At 49.7% G+C, this 17,855-nt stretch carries 19 protein-coding genes and 1 tRNA gene; 3 read left to right on the plus strand and 17 right to left on the minus strand.

The window, feature by feature from the left end:
• Nucleotides 1–96: 96 nt before the first annotated feature.
• From coaE to QJ036_RS04410, 4 genes are read right to left on the minus strand one after another with little or no spacing between them, the layout of a single operon-like run.
• The gene (gene coaE, locus QJ036_RS04395; protein ID WP_283230233.1) at nucleotides 97–687 is read right to left on the minus strand and encodes a dephospho-CoA kinase; all 591 of its coding nucleotides are present in this window, start codon (nucleotides 685–687) and stop codon (nucleotides 97–99) included.
• A gap of 21 nt (nucleotides 688–708) precedes the next feature.
• The gene (polA, locus tag QJ036_RS04400) at nucleotides 709–3,351 is read right to left on the minus strand and encodes a DNA polymerase I (RefSeq protein ID WP_283230234.1); all 2,643 of its coding nucleotides are present in this window, start codon (nucleotides 3,349–3,351) and stop codon (nucleotides 709–711) included.
• Between the two features lie 26 nt (nucleotides 3,352–3,377).
• Entirely contained in the window at nucleotides 3,378–3,740 is a 363-nt protein-coding gene (locus QJ036_RS04405; protein WP_283230235.1) for an anti-sigma factor family protein, read from the minus strand.
• 16 nt (nucleotides 3,741–3,756) lie between these two features.
• Nucleotides 3,757–4,149, minus strand: a complete 393-nt coding sequence (locus QJ036_RS04410) for a DUF3783 domain-containing protein (RefSeq protein WP_283230236.1) — start codon at nucleotides 4,147–4,149, stop codon at nucleotides 3,757–3,759.
• Nucleotides 4,150–4,300: 151 nt separating this feature from the next.
• On the opposite strand from QJ036_RS04410, the gene QJ036_RS04415 reads away from it, so the two are divergent.
• Nucleotides 4,301–4,383 (plus strand) — tRNA-Leu (locus QJ036_RS04415).
• 104 nt (nucleotides 4,384–4,487) lie between these two features.
• Here QJ036_RS04415 and QJ036_RS04420 read toward each other — a convergent pair.
• The 7 genes from QJ036_RS04420 to eda all read right to left on the minus strand — a co-directional run bounded on the left by QJ036_RS04420 (nucleotide 4,488) and on the right by eda (nucleotide 11,172).
• On the minus strand, nucleotides 4,488–4,844 hold the full coding sequence (locus QJ036_RS04420) for a hypothetical protein (RefSeq protein ID WP_283230237.1): 357 nt from the start codon (nucleotides 4,842–4,844) through the stop codon (nucleotides 4,488–4,490).
• Nucleotides 4,828–5,865, minus strand: a complete 1,038-nt coding sequence (locus QJ036_RS04425) for a lactonase family protein (RefSeq protein ID WP_283230238.1) — start codon at nucleotides 5,863–5,865, stop codon at nucleotides 4,828–4,830. The genes QJ036_RS04420 and QJ036_RS04425 overlap by 17 nt, the downstream gene beginning before the upstream one ends.
• A 20-nt stretch (nucleotides 5,866–5,885) precedes the next feature.
• A complete protein-coding gene (locus QJ036_RS04430; protein WP_283230239.1) occupies nucleotides 5,886–6,773 on the minus strand; it encodes an SDR family NAD(P)-dependent oxidoreductase in 888 nt (295 codons plus the stop codon).
• An 82-nt stretch (nucleotides 6,774–6,855) separates the two neighbouring features.
• Complete coding sequence (locus QJ036_RS04435) at nucleotides 6,856–8,136, minus strand: nickel-dependent putative hexonate epimerase (RefSeq protein ID WP_283230240.1); 1,281 nt, start codon at nucleotides 8,134–8,136, stop codon at nucleotides 6,856–6,858.
• A gap of 9 nt (nucleotides 8,137–8,145) precedes the next feature.
• Entirely contained in the window at nucleotides 8,146–9,099 is a 954-nt protein-coding gene (locus QJ036_RS04440; protein WP_283230241.1) for a phosphoglycerate dehydrogenase, read from the minus strand.
• Entirely contained in the window at nucleotides 9,096–10,517 is a 1,422-nt protein-coding gene (locus QJ036_RS04445; protein ID WP_283230242.1) for a gluconokinase, read from the minus strand. Before QJ036_RS04445 ends, QJ036_RS04440 begins: the two co-directional genes overlap by 4 nt.
• Nucleotide 10,518: 1 nt before the next feature.
• Nucleotides 10,519–11,172 carry a bifunctional 4-hydroxy-2-oxoglutarate aldolase/2-dehydro-3-deoxy-phosphogluconate aldolase gene (gene eda / locus QJ036_RS04450; protein ID WP_283230243.1) on the minus strand — a complete coding sequence of 218 codons (654 nt, stop codon included), beginning with the start codon at nucleotides 11,170–11,172 and terminating at the stop codon, nucleotides 10,519–10,521.
• A gap of 128 nt (nucleotides 11,173–11,300) precedes the next feature.
• Here eda and QJ036_RS04455 point away from each other — a divergent pair, with 128 nt between their 5' ends.
• Together QJ036_RS04455 and QJ036_RS04460 are read left to right on the plus strand one after the other, a co-directional pair.
• A complete protein-coding gene (locus QJ036_RS04455; RefSeq protein WP_283230244.1) occupies nucleotides 11,301–12,071 on the plus strand; it encodes an IclR family transcriptional regulator in 771 nt (256 codons plus the stop codon).
• Nucleotides 12,072–12,422: 351 nt separating this feature from the next.
• Nucleotides 12,423–12,815 (plus strand): DUF3783 domain-containing protein, encoded by a 393-nt coding sequence (locus QJ036_RS04460; RefSeq protein WP_283230245.1) that lies wholly within the window; start codon nucleotides 12,423–12,425, stop codon nucleotides 12,813–12,815.
• A gap of 131 nt (nucleotides 12,816–12,946) precedes the next feature.
• Here the strand turns inward: QJ036_RS04460 and QJ036_RS04465 are convergent, their stop codons facing one another.
• The 6 genes from QJ036_RS04465 to QJ036_RS04490 all read right to left on the minus strand — a co-directional run bounded on the left by QJ036_RS04465 (nucleotide 12,947) and on the right by QJ036_RS04490 (nucleotide 17,851).
• Nucleotides 12,947–14,668, minus strand: a complete 1,722-nt coding sequence (locus QJ036_RS04465) for a carbon starvation CstA family protein (RefSeq protein WP_283230246.1) — start codon at nucleotides 14,666–14,668, stop codon at nucleotides 12,947–12,949.
• A gap of 27 nt (nucleotides 14,669–14,695) precedes the next feature.
• Nucleotides 14,696–15,193 carry a DUF8052 family protein gene (locus QJ036_RS04470; RefSeq protein ID WP_283230247.1) on the minus strand — a complete coding sequence of 166 codons (498 nt, stop codon included), beginning with the start codon at nucleotides 15,191–15,193 and terminating at the stop codon, nucleotides 14,696–14,698.
• A 1-nt stretch (nucleotide 15,194) separates the two neighbouring features.
• A complete protein-coding gene (locus tag QJ036_RS04475) occupies nucleotides 15,195–15,575 on the minus strand; it encodes a hypothetical protein (protein ID WP_283230248.1) in 381 nt (126 codons plus the stop codon).
• 233 nt (nucleotides 15,576–15,808) lie between these two features.
• Nucleotides 15,809–16,666, minus strand: a complete 858-nt coding sequence (pgeF, locus tag QJ036_RS04480) for a peptidoglycan editing factor PgeF (RefSeq protein WP_283230249.1) — start codon at nucleotides 16,664–16,666, stop codon at nucleotides 15,809–15,811.
• A gap of 12 nt (nucleotides 16,667–16,678) precedes the next feature.
• The gene (locus QJ036_RS04485) at nucleotides 16,679–17,074 is read right to left on the minus strand and encodes a YraN family protein (protein ID WP_283230250.1); all 396 of its coding nucleotides are present in this window, start codon (nucleotides 17,072–17,074) and stop codon (nucleotides 16,679–16,681) included.
• A gap of 18 nt (nucleotides 17,075–17,092) precedes the next feature.
• The gene (locus QJ036_RS04490; RefSeq protein WP_283230251.1) at nucleotides 17,093–17,851 is read right to left on the minus strand and encodes a ribonuclease HII; all 759 of its coding nucleotides are present in this window, start codon (nucleotides 17,849–17,851) and stop codon (nucleotides 17,093–17,095) included.
• Between the last annotated feature and the right edge of the window lie 4 nt (nucleotides 17,852–17,855).

Consider the following 17,855-nt stretch of genomic DNA (forward strand, 5'->3'; position numbering starts at 1 on the left):
CCTTCTTCTCACAGTATAATACGCAGTCACACACGCTGACGCAGGCGCCAGTGCTCTGGTGACAGCATGGTTTCTCTGCATCCAGACGCTATTTTATCATAAGGCCATCAAAGATGCAATCTGCTCTTTCGTAGATGTCCTGCTGCCTCCGTTGTTGATGACAGCCGTAGCTCTGGCAAGAAGCTCTTCATCTGCCATCTGATTGGCCATGACCTCCAGACATTTTTCCCTGCTGTAACCCCGGCTCTCCATAAGACGTCCGATCCTCGTCTCCTTGTCGGCACGGACATACCAGATTTCAGGACATATTTCTTCATATCCCGCTTCGATCAGGATTGCAGACTCTATAACCGCTGTTTTTTCCGGTTCCGTCATCCTGAGGAGTGAAAGTCTTCTCTCAATTTCCCGGCGGACCGCCGGGTGAATGATCCCATTGAGCTTCTTCAGCGCTTCCGGATCCTTAAATACGGCTTCTGCGATTTTCCCCCGGTTCAGGCGTCCGTCCTCCCCGATCACCGTTTCTCCAAAAACCTCGATCACCGGGCGAAAGCAGGCCGCTCCAGGCTCCATCAGTTCCCTTCCGATCTCATCGGCCATGAGAAGCTCTGCTCCATATTCTTCTTTCAGGACCTTCAGCACCGTACTTTTCCCTGCTCCCACGCCTCCGGTCACTCCTATGATCCTCATTCCAGACTGCTCCCGCCTTCCTTATTTTGTCTCAAACCAGCTGTTTCCCACCTTCATATCAATCTCCAGCGGCACGGAAAGACTGGCGGCACCATACATTTCCTCCTGAAGAATGGTCTTTACCTGCTCTGTTTCACCGGGAGCTGCCTCCACCAGAAGCTCATCATGGATCTGAAGGATCAGCCTGGATTTCAGTCCCTCTCTTCTCAGGCGGCGGTCCACACCAACCATAGCGATTTTTATGATATCTGCTGCTGTACCCTGGATGGGACTGTTCATAGCAACCCTCTCCCCAAAGCTTCTCTGCATAAAATTGGAGGAGGAAAGCTCCGGAACCGGCCGTCTGCGGCCATACAGAGTAGAAACATAGCCTTCCTCTCTGGCCGAGGATACCAGATGATCCAGAAAGCTCTTCACACCCGGATAGGTTTCAAAATACTGATTGATATAGTCCAATGCTTCCTTTCTGGTAATACTGAGATCCTCCGAAAGTCCAAAGGCACTGATTCCATAAACGATACCGAAATTGACTGCCTTGGCATTCCTCCGCTGGAGAGGAGTGACCTCCTCAAAGGGCGTATGAAACACCTGGGAGGCTGTGATTCGATGAATATCCTGTGCCTGGTGATAAGCCTCGATAAGCCGTTTGTCTCCGGACATATGGGCAAGGATCCGAAGCTCGATCTGAGAATAATCGGCATCCACAAACACATAGCCTTCCCTCGGTACAAACACCTTTCGTATTTCCCGTCCGAGAGCCATCCGCACCGGAATATTCTGAAGATTAGGCTCTGTACTACTCAAACGGCCTGTGGCCGTGATGGTCTGATTGAATTTTCCGTGAATCCGCCCATCCTCACAGATATAAGCCGCCAGCCCGTCCGCATAGGTGGATTTTAACTTTGTAAGCTGCCGGTATTCCAGGATCTTTGCCACCAGCGGCTGCTCCGGAGCCAGCTTTTCCAGAATATCTGCCGAGGTGGAATAACCGGTTTTTGTCTTTTTCCCATAGGGAAGCTTCAGCTTTTCAAACAGGATCACACCCAGCTGCTTCGGCGAATTGATATTGAAGGTTTCCCCTGAAAGCTCATAGATCTCTGCCTCCAGCTTCTCGATCTGTACCTTCAGCGTATCTCCGTAAGCCCGGAGGGCCTCCCGCTCCACCTGAATACCCTCCTTCTCCATATGGGAAAGGCTGTAGATTAACGGCATCTCAATTTCAAGGAACAGCTTTTCCATTCCATACTTCCGAAGTCTGTCCATAAGCTCCGGTCCGACGGCAAAAGCCGTGTACGCCATATAACAAAAGCAGCCTGCGCAGGCCTCCTTTTTCTCAGAAAGGGCTTCCCTATAGGAATGCTTCCCCAGAAAATCGTTTCTTGAGGGTACCGTAAGTCCCAGATATTCCGCGGAAAGCTCATCATATAAATAACTGCTTTTTAACGGATTCAGAAGATAGGCTGCCACGCCGGCATCCAGAACTCCCTCTGTCTCCTCGATCCCGAGGAACGGAAGCATCTCCTTTAAATCGAGGACCCAGGTGGTTTTTCCCCGAAGGCAAAGTTCTGCCGTCCGTCCTGCCAGATATTCTCCTGTCAAAAAGCCTCCCGCCTCTATGAAATAGATCTCTCCCTTACCAAAAGAAAGAGCCAGTCCCAGTATCTCCCCCTTTTCCGAGATCAGCTGAAGCCCTGCCCGCTCTGCCTTCATGGCTCTGGCAAAAATGTCCTCCGCTCCGGAAAAATCATCCACCAGCAGGAAGTCTTTCTCTATCGAATTGGTGGTCCGGCTTCCCGCCTCAAATCGTTTTAAAAGACTCTTAAGCTCCAGACGCTTCATGATCTCATAAGCCTCCGGAGTGAACAGCGCTCCCACTCTGGCTTCCTCCAGTGAAAACTCCACCGGACAGTCCCGGTCAATGGCAGCAAGAGTTTTGGAAAGCTCCGCCATTTCCCTGCCTCCCATGAGAGCCTTTTTCGCCCGTTCCGGCTTCACTGATTCCAGATTCTCATAGACCGCCTCCAGGCTGTGATAAGTCTGAATCAGGGCATAGGCTGTCTTTTCTCCGATTCCAGGCACCCCCGGAATATTGTCGGAGGAATCTCCCATGAGCGCCTTCACATCGATAAACTCCAGAGGAGTGACCCCCAGCCGTTCCTTCACATCCGTATCATAATAATCCTCAACTGTCGTGGTACCCGCCTTCGTCCGCGGAATGCGGATCTTTGTCTTCTGACTGGCAAGCTGCAGAAGATCCCGATCCCCCGAAACAAGGACCACAGCCAGATTCTGTTTTTCACATCTGGCAGCCAGCGTGCCAAGAATATCATCGGCTTCATAACCGGGAAGCTCCACGGTAGGAATTTCCATGGCACGAAGCACTTCCTTTGTCACAGGTACCTGCTCATGCAGTTCATCCGGCATTCCCTTTCTGGTTCCTTTATAGGCATCGTAAAGCCTGTGCCGGAAGGTAGGCGCCTTCACATCAAAGGCTACCGCCAGATAATCCGGCTTCTCCTCATCGAGAATCTTCAGAAGTATATTCAAAAAGCCGTATACCGCATTGGTATGGAGCCCTTCAAAGTTCGTCATTCCCGCATGAATCCCGTAAAAGGCCCTGTTTAAAATGCTGTAACCGTCAATTAGCACGATTTTTTCGTCCATACCTGTTTCCTTTTCCTTCTATTTTTTTATATGATACCCATTTCTGCGAAAAACCGAAACTGAAAAAGTACGGTTGCCACAATACACCAGAAAGCAACCGTATAGACCACATAACGGAACCCCTGAAAAAAGTGGCGGCGGCGGATCAGCATCTCCGAATGCTCCAGCTCCTCTGCCAGAGCCCCGTCCAGATCATTAAGCTCCTTCACCTCTTCATCCTCATGCTCCAGCTGCAGTATTCCAAGATACAGGGTATAATAAATATTCAGTTCCTCCCGACACTCTTCGCAGGAATTGATATGGGAAATAAACTCCTCAAGCTTATCCGGTGCAAGATTTCCTTCTATGTAATCCGTAATCTGCGACTGAATTTCCATGCAGCGGTTCATAAATACGCACCTCCGTTTATTCTTCCTGCCTCCGCCTTTCCGTCATGGCCTCATGCTCTTTTTTCAGCTCTTCATAAAGCATCAGCGAATTCCAGTGCTGATTGAAGTCGGTAAGCACCGCCTTCAAAGGAATTTTTCCAACTCCCTGTTTTCTCATCTGAAACAGGAGGATATCAAGAAGCTCTCCTGTAAACCCACACATGACCATCATCTGTTCTGAAAAACCCGGCCCCTCATACTTTTGTCCGGAGACTTTGGCATCCTTAAGCCCTGCCAGATGGCCGATGGGCTCCAGATAGCTCTCCGGCTCCACCAGGCGAATACGGACACGCATTTTCAGAAGAATGTTTTTCATTTTTTTTCCGGCCTCTGTGCCGGAAAGATTATAAAGAAGTACTGTTGCAGTCATAATCTGATCCCTTCTGTCTATCGGAATTGTTCCGGATTATCCCTATTCTACCCTTCTTTTTCCTTCAAGTCAACGTAGCTTCGGAAATAAAAAAGCGCTTGCATATTGACAGGGGATATGATACAATTAAGTTCGGTTTTGGAAGCGTCCAGCGGATGTGGCGGAATGGCAGACGCATCAGACTCAAAATCTGACGGGGGAGACCTCGTGTGGGTTCAAGTCCCACCATCCGCATGAAAAACGGCTCAGAGCAGAAAAACGAAATCCTGCTCCGGGCCGTTTTTGCGCGTAGTGAAAAAAGAGTTTCTGCAGAAAAAATCCGCAGAAACTCTTTTCTATCACTTATAACCTGTAAGCTCTGCCAGCTGTGGATAACAATCCCTGAGCTGCTCATAAAGCTTCAGATATAACGGGAACATTTTATCATAAACGGCTTTATTCTCCATATTGGGCGTATGATTTGCACCTACTTTGGCCCAATCCTTGGCCACCTGATAATCCTTGAACACACCAACCCCTACGCCTGCGGAAATGGCATCGCCGAAGGGACTCTTCGCTCCTCCCTCACACAGCAACAGCGGAGGGGTCATTTTGCAGCCGCTGCCCTTAACCAGCTCATAGTTATGGCGAAGAGCAAGGACTGCGCCTTCGGAGCAATTGTGCTGTGATAAATAGATTTTATGGGTTTTGACCATATGCACAGACGCAGCAGGGCATCACATGGGACTTCCGTTCCCCGGTCAGGGAAAGTTCTCCCGTTTCCCGGTCAATTTTAAGGACAGTCAGGCAATCCGAATCCTGGTTGGCCGCCACCAGATAATCTCCGAATATTTCTATATCCCTGGGAGTCTTTCCGCCGGAAAGATAAATTCCCATACGTTCCAGAGTGCCATTTTCCTTCAAGTTAAAAACAGCAATGCTGTCATGTCCTCTGTTGCTGGCAAAAAGAAGATTTCCTGAGATCTTTACTGCGGCTGAGATATTCCCACCGGAAAAACCTTCCGGAAGCGTATCCAGAAGCTGAACCAGCCGGTAATCCCTGTTTCCGTCATTATCCCGGAAGACAGCCACCTGCCCGGCCAGTTCACAGAGCACATAGACCATATCCGGATGAGCCGGATGGAAGGCCAGATGGCGCGGGCCGTTTCCCAGCGGCAGAGAAAGTCTCTTTCCTGTATCATTCAACATTCCCGTTTCCGTATCCAGCTCATAAAGGAATACCTTATCCAGTCCCAGATCACAGACATAAAGAATGCCTTCATGTTCCGTAGAAAAATGAACATGGGCACATTCCTGTCTGACCGGATTGGGTCCTTTTCCGTCATGCTGCTTAAAATCAGTCATGGAAACCGGAAGACCGTCCTGTGACAACCGATAAGCAGCCAGAGAACCGCTGGTATAATTGGCGGCATACAACATATTCCCATCTTCGGACAATGACAAATGACAGGGATCCGCACCGCCGGAGGATAGAGAAACACAGGGTACAAGTTCCTTTCCGATAATTTTCAAAGCATGGATTTTCCCCTCCGGCACCTGCTCCTGCACCGCATAAAGCAGTCCCTTTTCCTCCTGAAGGCAGAGATAGGAAGGATGGTAAAGGAGCGCATGACCGTCCAGCCTTGTCAGCCTTCCGTTTTCTGTATCGATCTGATATCTGGTAATACCCTCTTCTGTTTCTTTTCCATAAGATCCCACATAAAATTCACAAATCATACTGCTCCCTCCGCTCCATTTTATTCTTCCACAGCAGGGCGTCCCCATCCGGAGGTTCCTGCACTGTCTTGTCCGGCAAACCCTTCCGGCATGCCGGGCAGGATCAGGCCGCCGTCTACTCGGATTGTCTCTCCCGTAATATAAGCTGCTTTATCAGACGCAAGAAATACTACTGTATTGGCGATATCCTGGGGTGTCCCTGCCCTGCCCAGAGGAATCAGCTCTCCCAGATCATCCCAGAAATCGGAAGTTATCTCCTTTGTCTTATCCTCGTATTCCTTTCTCCAGAAATAATCGCTGGCATCTCCCGTCTTCATCGCCGCCATTTCGGCTTTAGTGCGGATCCTGGTGGCACCGGGAGCTACGTTGTTGATCCGGATGCCATAAGCGGAAACGTCCAGGGCAAAGGCCCGTACTGCATGAATAAGGCCTGCTTTTAATCCGCAGTAAACGCCGCACTCAGGATATGCCCTCTGTCCTCTGGAGGATGTAATATTAATTATATTGCCTTTTATCTTATGGTCGATCATATACCTGGACGCATCCCGCATGAGGATCACAAAAGTGCGAAAATCCAGATTCAGAAGATGATCCAGATTTTCCTCTGTAATATTCTGAATAGACTCACAGATGGTAAGACCTGCGTTGTTGACCAGCAAGTCCAGTCCGCCCAGGGCTGCAGTCGCTTTTTCAAACATTTTATGAGCAATGCCCGGCACCTCCAGGGAAGCCTGGAAAATATACGCTTCTCTGCCGTATTCCTTCCGAACAGTCTCTGCCAATTTCTCTGCCGCCTCCTTCTTGGAGGCATATGTAAAGGCTACATCATATCCCTCTGCCGCAAGAGCCAGGACAATCCCCTTTCCGATTCCTCTGCTTCCCCCTGTTACGATTGCTTTCTTTGCCATATGTTTCTCCTTTTCTCCGCCGCTTCGGTCCGTCAAAGTCCCTCCGGCGGTCAAATATCTCAAACCATTCCCTGCAAAATTGTTAAAACCGATTCCTATCGATCCAAAGCCCAATGGCCGGATTAGGAACATAAAAGATTTCTTCTCCATCCTCCATCACATTCCAACCATAGTGCAACTTTTCCGGATCATATCGTTTTACAGCTTCTTCATAATCGGCAGACCGATAGCCAACCGCCTCGATTTCTTCTCTGGCTATATCCCTGACCGCATAAGTCACTGTAAACCGACCGTCGCTGGAACCGTGGATCAGATGAGCCGACACCGCCATATTTTCTCTCAGATCCGATTCTTTCCGATAAAGCTCCAGCATCCGTAATCTGCCGCAGTACCCATATTTTCGAATCAACTCGTCACATCTGTCGTCCTCCCCAAATCTGCGGACACCGGGAGCCAGGATCAGAAGTTCTCCGCCATCGGCCATTGCCATCCTGGTCCGGTACACGGCCTTATTACCCAGCCAGGTACTGTGAAACTCCGAAGGATCCAGATAAACTACGCACTTTTTCATTCCCTTTTCCACAAAATCAATATTTTTTTTCTGGGACAGAGCCACAGCACGCTCCAGCCCATCTCTCTTTTCTCCGATGAAAAGACCGTGGGTCTGTATCTTTCCCATAGGCGCTGTGGTCACAGTCAGGACAAATACCAGAGGAAGTTCCTTCAGGAAATGCTCCAGGGCATAATCAAAGGCCTTCCGCACCGGCGTATAATCCTTCCCCATCATCCTCTCCATACCGTAGACAGCCCCCACCATATGGGACTTATTGATCATATCGCTGCCGCCGGTTCCTACAAAGATATTTTTAGAATGATTGGACATTCCCACCACCTCATGGGGAACTACCTGTCCGATGGACAGGATCAGATCATATCCTGGATCTAAGAGCAGCCGGCTGACCTCTGCCTTTAACGGCTCCTCCCACAGGCCCTCTGTGATCTCCTTCATATAGGAGGCCGGAACTTCTCCTATGGCTGTTACATCCTTCCTCCAGTGATGAACCAGCATTTTTTCATAGGGGATATCCCCATACATGATTGAAAACTGCTCCCTTGTCATGGGCTCATGGCTTCCCAATGCCGGCAGGATATCCACCTGACAGCCTTTTTCTATAAACGCATGGTAATATTCCTTTGTAATCTGTCCGGCATTGGAATAAAACCTGGTAAAATCCGGTGGGATAATAAGCACACGCTCAAGCTCTCTGTCCCGGAGAAAAGTCTCTGACGATCTTTGCACAGCTCCCTTTATCTCTTCCTCTGTCAGTCCGGATTCCCGTTCCGCTTCTAAATATAATTCCATAAGCCCTCCTTATCTGTTGAGGATATAGGGACAATCCTGCCCACTCAGCATGGCAATCAGGTTATCCACCGCCATATTGGCCATATTTTCAGTGGCTTCCATGGTATGAGCGCCTGTATGAGGCGTTGCAAGTACATTGTCAAATGCAAAGAGAGGACTTCCTGCAGGCGGTTCCTCCTCAAAAGCGTCCAGACCAAGGCCGCCCAGCTTTCCGCTTATTAATGCATCCAAGGCCGCATCCTCATCCACGATCCCCCCCCGGGAGGCATTGATCAGGATAGCCCCATCCTTCATAGAAGCGAAGACGTTCCTGTCCACCAGATGTCTGGTAGATTCCAGAAGCGGCAGATGGAGAGTCACAAAATCCGCCCGGCTCATGACATCGTCAAAGGCCATACTTTCAATTTCTTTTTGCTTACAGTACTCTTCGTCGATAAAGGGGTCATAAGCGATGACGTGCATTCCAAAACCGCCTGCACAGCGTGCCACCACCCTGCCGATGGCGCCCAGTCCGACGATCCCTAAAGTCTTTCCGTAAAGCTCTGTCCCTGTCGAGCGAACCCAGCCGCCCGCCTTTGTGGTCCGATCTAAAGGCACTAGCCGTCTGGCCAAAGTCATCATCATGCCAAAGGCAAGTTCCCCCACCGCTTCCGCATTGGCACCAGGTGTGTTGGAAACGAAGATCCCGCAGTCCTTTGCCGCCTGCAGATCGACCCGGTCATAACCTGCACCGTATCGTGATATCGCCTTTAACCTGTGACAGGACTTCAGAACCTTCTCCGTCACAAAATCCAATCCGGCCAGATAACCGTCACAGTCCTCCAGAAGCCGGCAGAGAGCGTCTTCCTCCAGAGGTTTTCCCGTGGGATTATATACAAGCTCATCTGCAAATTCTTTCAGACGGTCAAGAGCAGGATTTTCCTTTTCCGGCTGCATGGATGTAGGTGTTACAAGAATTTTCACTGCTTATCCTCCTTATATGCTGTCAGATACCGTTCATAATGTTCCAAATAATACATCCGGTTTTCCTGTCTGCAGTTCACCGGCCGGGCAGACTCGTAATCCGCTTTGAACTCATCAATATTTTTCAAAACACCTGCCGCATGAAGAGCCAGGGCTGCAGCACCCATACAGGACGCGGAAGGGAAATCCGCCACCAGAATATCGTGGCCAAAAATATCCGCCGCCATCTGTATCCATCTGGCAGAGTTTCCGATTCCTCCGGAAACTAAGATCTCCTCCGGCGCTCCATTTTCCCGGCAGAGAGTCTCATAACACTGGTACAGATTGAATAAGACTCCCATCTGCACTGCCCGGTAAAAATCAAAAACTGTGTGGGTTCCGTCTACATATCGGAAACCGCCTCTCCGTTCTCCTCTCCATCCGGGACACCGTTCTCCAAGGATAAACGGCAGAAATACCGGTACCTTTTTTCCGGGAATCTGTCCCGCCTCCAGCGTATCATAATCTGCCTTTCCTCCCAGGAATTTTTTCACAAACCAGTCAATGCAACTGCAGGCCCCTGCCACGGCAGCACCGGAAATGTAATGATCAACGCCCCGATAACACCACAGCTGATGGCCCTTCGGCAGAACAGGCCTTTCTGCCGTCATGCGGATAGCTCCGCTGGTTCCAACAGACATAGTCATTACTCCCTTTCGGTTCGCATAGCTCCCCACCTGATTCAAGGCTCCGTCCGCATGAGCCGGTACAACAGGAATCCCCGGCCGAATCCCTAACATCTCCGCACCTTCTTTTGTCAAAGGACGTACATCCTTGTAAGAACAGAGTGTTCCCAGCTGTTCACGCCGGATTCCCAGATAATCCAGGACGAAATCATCATAATCCAGTTTTTGCAGATTCAGAAGACCTGATCCGCTCTGAGTACAGCATGTCTCCAGGAATTCTCCTGTCAGCCTGAAAAAATTGTAACCGCCCTGAGTAGCCATCCTCTTTCCCGCCAGAGGAAACCCCTGATTTTTCAAATAGGTCAACACATGACGCGGATATGTATTATGAGGCATACAGCCGGTATTTTCATAAAACCGTTCCGTCATTTGACCATCCTTCAGAATTTCATCGCAAACAGGGGCTGTATCCGTAAAATTCCAGGAAAAGGTGGGCGTCACCGGAAGCATATTTTCACTTAAGACCGACAGTCCGTGCCAGGTGCCGCACAAGGCAACAGCTGCGATCTCCCTTCCCCGGGCCAGCTGCTTTCCCAGCGCTGCCGTCAGTTCATAAACGCCTTCCGTATCCGTTCTTCCCTCCTGATTCAAGGCTCCATACGTTTTCTGCACCGCTCCGACAATACCCTTCTCATTATCGTATAACAGGGCCTTCGCTGAGCTGGTGCTGGATTCCAGTGCAAGTACCAGCATCTCATTCCCCCTTTGCGATAGCCGCAGCTTCCCTTGTCAGCATTTCGATCTGATCAAATTTTCCTTCTTTTATCAGGGCATCTTTCACCATCCAGCTTCCGCCGCAGGCAAAGATTTTTGGATAGTCCAGGTACTCACGCAAATTGGCGGCACTGATACCTCCTGTGGGCATAAAACGCACCTGAGGAAAAGGTCCTGACAAAGCCTGGATAGTTTTCAGGCCTCCGTACTGAGCCGCCGGAAAAAATTTGACCACGTCAAGGCCGTATGATACAGCCGTCATGATCTCTGTAGGCGTACAGGTGCCGGGGAAAATAGGGATTCCCTCCTTAACCGCATACCGGATTATTTCCTCACTGATACCCGGAGACACCAAAAACCTGGCTCCCGCAGCTACAGCACGCCTGGCCTGTTCTGTATTTATCACCGTTCCTGCTCCCACCAGAAGCTCCGGGCAGGAAGCAGATATCCTTCGGATAGATTCTTCTGCTGCCTCTGTCCTGAAAGTCACCTCCGCCACCGGGAGACCTCCTGCACACAAGGATTTCGCCAGAGGCAGGGCATCCTCAGCCCTGTCCAGCTTGACCACCGGTACAACCCTGAGGTCTTTGATCCTCTCTCTTACCTCCCATTGTTCTGCTCCATTGACTCCCATTTCATGTTCCTCCTTGTTTTTTTCTGTCACTGCACTCAAACACACTTCCCGGGACTTTACCATTTTCTTGCATTCCAGAAGGAAATCAGCTATAATTTCTTTAATCTGAAACAGAAAGGTGATGCGCCATGTCTGAAAACCCGATTCAATCCGCCGAACGTCTTTTTGGCGTGCTGGAAGCCCTGGCCCAGGAAGATTCCATGTCTCTTACAGAATTATCAGAAACTCTCAGGCTCCATAAAAGCACTGTCCACAGACTGTTAAAGTCTCTCCTCTGCATGGGATACGCAGAGCAGGATCCCCAGACCAGCCACTACCGCCTGACCTATAAAATCCTGGCTCTTTCCAGTGCCTGCTATTCTAAAAACCGACTCATCAACCGGGTTCATCCCTATCTTGAATCCCTCAGTGCCCAATGTCATGAGACTGTCCACTTCGTCAAAAAATCCGGTCACAGGCTTCTCTATCTGGACAAAGTTGAATCCCATGAATACGTTTACCAGATGTATTCCCGCATCGGCATTTTCAACGAACTCTACTGCTGCGCCTCAGGAAAAGCACTTCTTGCAGTCCTGTCCGATGAGCAGATCCGGGAACTTTGGCCTTCTCTCCATGCAGAAGCAAGGACACCTTACACCATCACATCCCTTGACGCCTTTCTTGCGGAGCTACAGACAGTGCGTGAGAACGGGTATGCCCACGATCGCCAGGAAAGCGAAATGGGTCTCTATTCCATCGGCGCCGCCATCCCAGACTTCACCGGAGGGACAAACTACGCCGTCAGCATCACCGCCCACATCTCCAGAATCACTGATATCACTCTTACCCGAAATATCCAGCTGCTGAAAGAAACTACTTCCGCCCTCTCCCAGGAGCTGGGCTACCAGTCTCTCCGCTGAAACCGGCTCATGTCACTGGAGAAAAGTGAGTTTTTCTTTTTAGTTTCATAATGTGGAATCAGCTTTCATATTATGAAATCACAAGATTATCATAACATCGGAAAACTTTCTTGTCAATGAATCCGGGCTGTCAGACTAATTCCTTCTGTAACTCCCGGCTCAAAATAAACCGACACTAAAAATGAAAAAGCCGGCATTTCTGCCGTTTTTTTATGTTTTTTAAGATCCTGCATCCCCATGCCCCGGTTATCTCTGCTATCGAAAATGTAATCATTATGCTGCTAGCGTTGACTTCACTTCCTTCTAAAGCTAAAATACAATTAGAATCTGTAAAGAAAGGAACCCACATCAATGACACCAACCGTACTTCTCTATAATCTTTCCGGCACTGACGCCGGAAGAAAATTAAAACCCGTGCTTCTGAAGCTGCGGATCCGCATCCGTATCGTAGAACGGGAAAGTTATCTGGAGACCATCGGACATCTGGCCGGCATCGAAGGGATGGAGGCCTCCGGACAAGAATATAAGGAGGAAGGCTTTTCTGATCCCATGATGATCATGTGCGGCTTCAGCGGAGAGCTTCTGGATCTGCTTCTTGCCCAGATGAGAAAATCCGCCGTTCCGCTGATTCCCTTAAAAGCAATGCTTACGCCTCATAACATGTTCTGGAATTCTCTGGCGCTCCATGATGAGCTCACAAAAGAACATGAGGCCATGAAAACAGCCCGCCAAAACAAAAAATGATCACAACAAAAGAGGGTGCCCCCGGTCATTTCACATGACCTTGGGACACCCTCTTTATCATATCACAGGATATTCTTCAAAAATCCATTATGACGAAAACGTGATGTACATTTTATGTACTTTTTCAGCAATTAAGCCTTCTCACCCTGCTTCTTGAAGGTACCAATACCCTCAACTACCAGGAAGATAGCCAGGATTGCCATAGCGGCAGCGAAGAGAAGCTGGAACCAGTCGCCCCATGCTGCAGCAGCGCCTTCTACCATACCGCCGATCAGCTTGATCTTGTTGATAACGGTCAGTACCAGGCTGGTCAGGGTAGCAGCCAGCATGAATACCATAGGTATGTAGAACATCTTGTTGTTCTTGCCTGCATTGCCGAGCCATGCAGCTACAGCCATCAGAGCGATACCTGCAAGCAGCTGGTTTGCAGCACCGAACAGACCCCAGATCTGAGACAGACTCAAAGCACCAAGGATACTTCCGATCAGTACCATGGAAACGGTACCGAACAGAGGATGTGCAAGCACCTTGCGGATTCCGCTTGCATCCTTCCAGGTTGCCTCATCCTTCTTAAGAACCAGCTCAGAGAACATGAAACGGCTCAGACGGGTACCAGTATCCAGAGAGGTCAGTGCGAATACGGAAACAGCCAGAGTAAGCAGTGCGTAGATGGTTCCGTACACGCCGGTTCCCTCACCGCTGAACATGCTGGCAATACCTGCTGCAAATGCTGCAGAGGGAGAACCAAAACCACCCTCGGTGAACTTATTAAATACCATACCTACTGCGATCAGGGCAACGATACCAAGCGCAGACTCGATCAGCATGGAGCCGTAACCGATAACCTTTGCATCCTTCTCGCTGGAAAGCTGCTTGGAAGAGGTACCGGTTGCGATCAGGCTGTGGAAACCGGAGCAGGCACCGCAGGCTACGGTGATGAACAGGGTCGGGAACAGATAGCTTCCGGCCTTGGGAGACCAACCGGTAAATGCGGGAATGCTGAAGGTAACGCTTCCGGTAAATGCGGAAACAATGATACCAATAACTGCCAGGATCATCATTGCGTAAAGCAGGAAACTGGACAGATAGTCACGGGGCTGAAGCAGGATCCATACCGGGATCAGGGAAGCGATACACAGATATACACCGATAAATACGATCCATGCGGTACGGCTCATGGCAAAGCCAAAGTTCAGACCAAGTGCAACGATAACAACAATGCCGATGACACCGATGATGGTAGCAGGCACAGTCTTAACACCAAAGCGATGGGTCAGAATACCGTAAATGATAGCCAACAGGATGAACAGTACAGAAATCATGGCTGTTGTCTGGTTTCCGGTAGGATTGCTGGTGATACCGAAGGTCACATCTGCGTCAGCAGCGGTAAAGAAGGTACCTGCCACTACGTTTACAAAAGATGCGATAACCAGGATCAAAACCAGCAGGGCGAAGATGATAAACAGCTTCTGTGCTCTGCGGCCCATGGAATCCTTAATGATCTCACCTACAGATTTGCCCTCATGGCGAATGGAAGCAAACAGAGAACCGAAGTCCTGCAGACCGCCGAAGAAGATACCACCGATTACACACCAGAGGAATACGGGAACCCATCCGAAGATAGATGCCTGGATCGGTCCGTTAATGGGACCGGCACCTGCGATGGAGGAAAAATGGTGGCCCATCAGTACAGCTGCGGGAGCTGCAACGTAGTCAACGCCATCTTCCATCTCAATTGCGGGAGTTTTTCTCTTAGGGTCAATGCCCCACTGTTTGCACAGCCAGTTACCATAGAAAATGTAACCGATAACCAGCAGTACGATTGCAACGAGAATGATAAGTAATGCTGTCATTGTCTTTTTCTCCTTTTTCTAAGAATATTACTGCTTGAATATATTGCTGAAAAGCTTCTTCAGGTTCTGTCCCTGGCGGTTGTGGGCGATCCTTCCTGTTGAAAGCTCTATGGCAATCAGACGATACTGGCTCCAGCCGTAAAGGCTGAGGCGATAGCTTTTATAATGCCGCTGCTTTTTGATAACCGGAAACAGGCTTTCCTCGATCTTATCTGCGAGAATGATCAGGAGCACATCCGTGCTTTTATGTCCCTCTCCCGGCTGTACCCGGGACAATCCCTCTGTCCATGCCCTTTCATCCAGCTCCTCAAAGCGTTTCCTGTCAAGACTGTCCTCAACTGCAAAAAAGGCATATTCCTTTGATTCCGACTCAAAAAGCTTGGCACTCTTCACCAGAAAATAATGCTCATCATGGGTTCGGAATTCGGCTTCCGCCGCGAAGGGTTCTGTGACATCCTCCTGTTTAATGTTGTAGTATCGCTTAAAAGAAAGAAGAACCTTTTCCAGGGCTTCCGATTTGGTCATCTCAGTCCTCCTGTTTCTCTTCCGATTTTGCCGGCAGACTGAAATCAACCTCCGGAAGCTTCTCCTTCAGCACATCGATCAGCACCTTGGCTGCCTTTGTACCGGGAAGCTGTACCTGAGCGATCTCACCGGCGTCGCCGCAGATCACCAGATTCTCAACAGGCAGATCTCCCTTGCCGCAGCAAAGCTTGGCAGGAACAAGGAGAACCCTGCGGAAACACCGTCGGATATCCCCGTAGGGAATATAATAATTTTTCAGCTTGCGTCTGATAAACAGACAGCTTTCCCCTACTTTCAAAACACCAATTTCCCGTGCGGCCGCATAATCAGCTTCAAGCGCAGCCTTATCCGTCAATTCCGTAGTAAGCGCATAAAATTTCATGGGCTCCTCCTTGTCGATATTTGGTTAATTCTTAAATCTTTCTAAAAAAATCATAATTATTTTATCACTACCATACCTAAAACACAAGAGTAATTATACCTTTTTAGTATCATTTAAAAAAAAAAATTTCATGGCGCCCTTCTTTGAGGAAGCGCCATGAAATACTTATTTTTCTTTCGTCTTTTTTCTGCTTTATTTTCGATTCTTCACTTTATCAGGCAGCAGGCTCCGACTCAACCGGAACACAAACAGAGAAAAGCCGCCAGATTTCCTCTTTTACCTCCGGATGCCCTGTGGGAAAACAGCAGGGTCGGATTGCAGCAGGTGCAAAGATCCGTTACCGCCAGATGCTCCTCCCTCACTCCCGCCTCCAGAAGGATCTGGCGGTTGGCTTGCCACAGATCCAATTGAAATTTCCCATTGGGTTTTTCATCAAGAAGCAGCTCTGCCTTTTCTCCAAAGGCCTGACGAAACTCCAGCGCCACGTCAAGGCTCACCTCATAGCAGTCCCGGCAGATGCTTGGTCCCACACAGGCAAGAACCTGATCCGGCTTCGTTCCATACTCTTCTGCCATCCGGTTCAGGGTATGTAGCCCCATCCGGTTCACTGTCCCTCTCCATCCGGAATGGGAAAGTCCGATGGCCCTGTTGACCGGATCCACAAAATACAGCGGCACACAGTCAGCATAAAAGGTCACCAGAGGAAGATTTTCCACGTTTGTCACAAGACCGTCCACATCCGTATACGGCAGAGGACGCACAATTCCGTTTCCCGCGTCAGCCTCCGTCACCACTCTCACATTGGTGGTATGGGTCTGCTTCGACAGGACCATTCGTTCCATGGGCATGTCAAGAGCCGCCGCCATCCGCCGGTAATTTTCCATGACCCGTTCCCTCTCATCTCCTCTGGAAAAGCCCAGATTCATGGAAGCACAGTCACCTTCACTGACTCCTCCCATACGGGTGGAAAAGCCCTGCTTCACAAAATCGCATGCTTCCAGCAGTCCAAAGCTCAAAAAAGGAACTCCGTTTTTCTCCCGGCAGACAAGCCCGTCTCTTGTCTTTCCTCTCCGTTTCCATAAAATATCCATGATTTCTCCCGTTTATCTGATAAAGTCAAAGGCGTTCTCCACATGTCTCAGAGTGCCGTCTCCATAGACAGCAATCACGTCAAAGCGGCAGGGCCGGTCTGCTCCGTATCGGTTCTTCATGTAATAATACAGGGCGGCGCGGCATATCTTTTTTTGCTTCTGGATATCCACCGCCTCAGCCGGATCCCCGTACCGCTCTGTGCTCCGGTACTTCACCTCGCACATCACAAGCATTCCGTCCCGCTCAGCGATCAGATCGATCTCACTGCTGGGTGCCCGGAAATTCTGCTCCCGTATGACATATCCTTTGTTTCTGAGGTATCCGGCAGCCAGTTCCTCATATTTTCTTCCGGCTTCCCGATTATTTCTTTTTTCCGCCACCTGTTTCGTGTACTCCTTATCTGCCAAAAGATTTGTCCATTTTTCTCAAAGAAGATTCTTCAGAAAAGTCCTTCTGTGGATGGGTGATATCCCATGCTTCCGGATCGCTGCGATATGGTCGGCCGAACCGTAGCCCTTGTGGCCGGCAAAGCCGTACTCCGGATAAAGCCTGTCATATTCTCTCATCATTCTGTCCCTGGTCACCTTGGCCACAATGCTGGCTGCTGCGATGGAAAGGCTCTTTGCATCTCCTTTGATAATCGGCACCTGACGAATGGTGCCTGGAAGTCCCGGTATGGTCACCGCATCATTGAGGCAGACATCAGGAACAGCTGAAAGCTTTGACACAGCCTCCCTCATGGCCTCGTAGGTAGCCTGGAGGATATTGATCTCGTCAATGCGTCCGGGGCCCACAATGCCCACTCCTACGCTGACAGCCTGATCCATGATCTCATCGTAAAGCTCCTCCCTTTTTTTCTCGGAGAGCTTTTTGGAATCATTGACATAGAGGATGCGGCAGTCCTCCGGCAAAATCACTGCGGCGGCTGCCACAGGTCCCGCCAGCGGTCCCCGTCCGGCCTCATCGATCCCGCAGATCACGCCAAAGGCCCTGTTTTCCTTTTCGTAAGAGGTCATTGCCTCCAGACGGGCATATTCCGCCTCCAGAGCTTTCTGTTTCTTCTCAAAGGCTTCCAGTATCTTTTTCACGCCTGCACGGCTGTCATTTCTATATAATTCAAGCAATGCGGGTAATTCCGCATTGCCTGCCTGACTGAGCTTATATTTTATCTCCTGTACTGTCATGATA

The organism is Fusibacillus kribbianus (assembly GCF_030053595.1).
GTDB lineage: Bacteria > Bacillota > Clostridia > Lachnospirales > Lachnospiraceae > Lientehia > Lientehia kribbiana.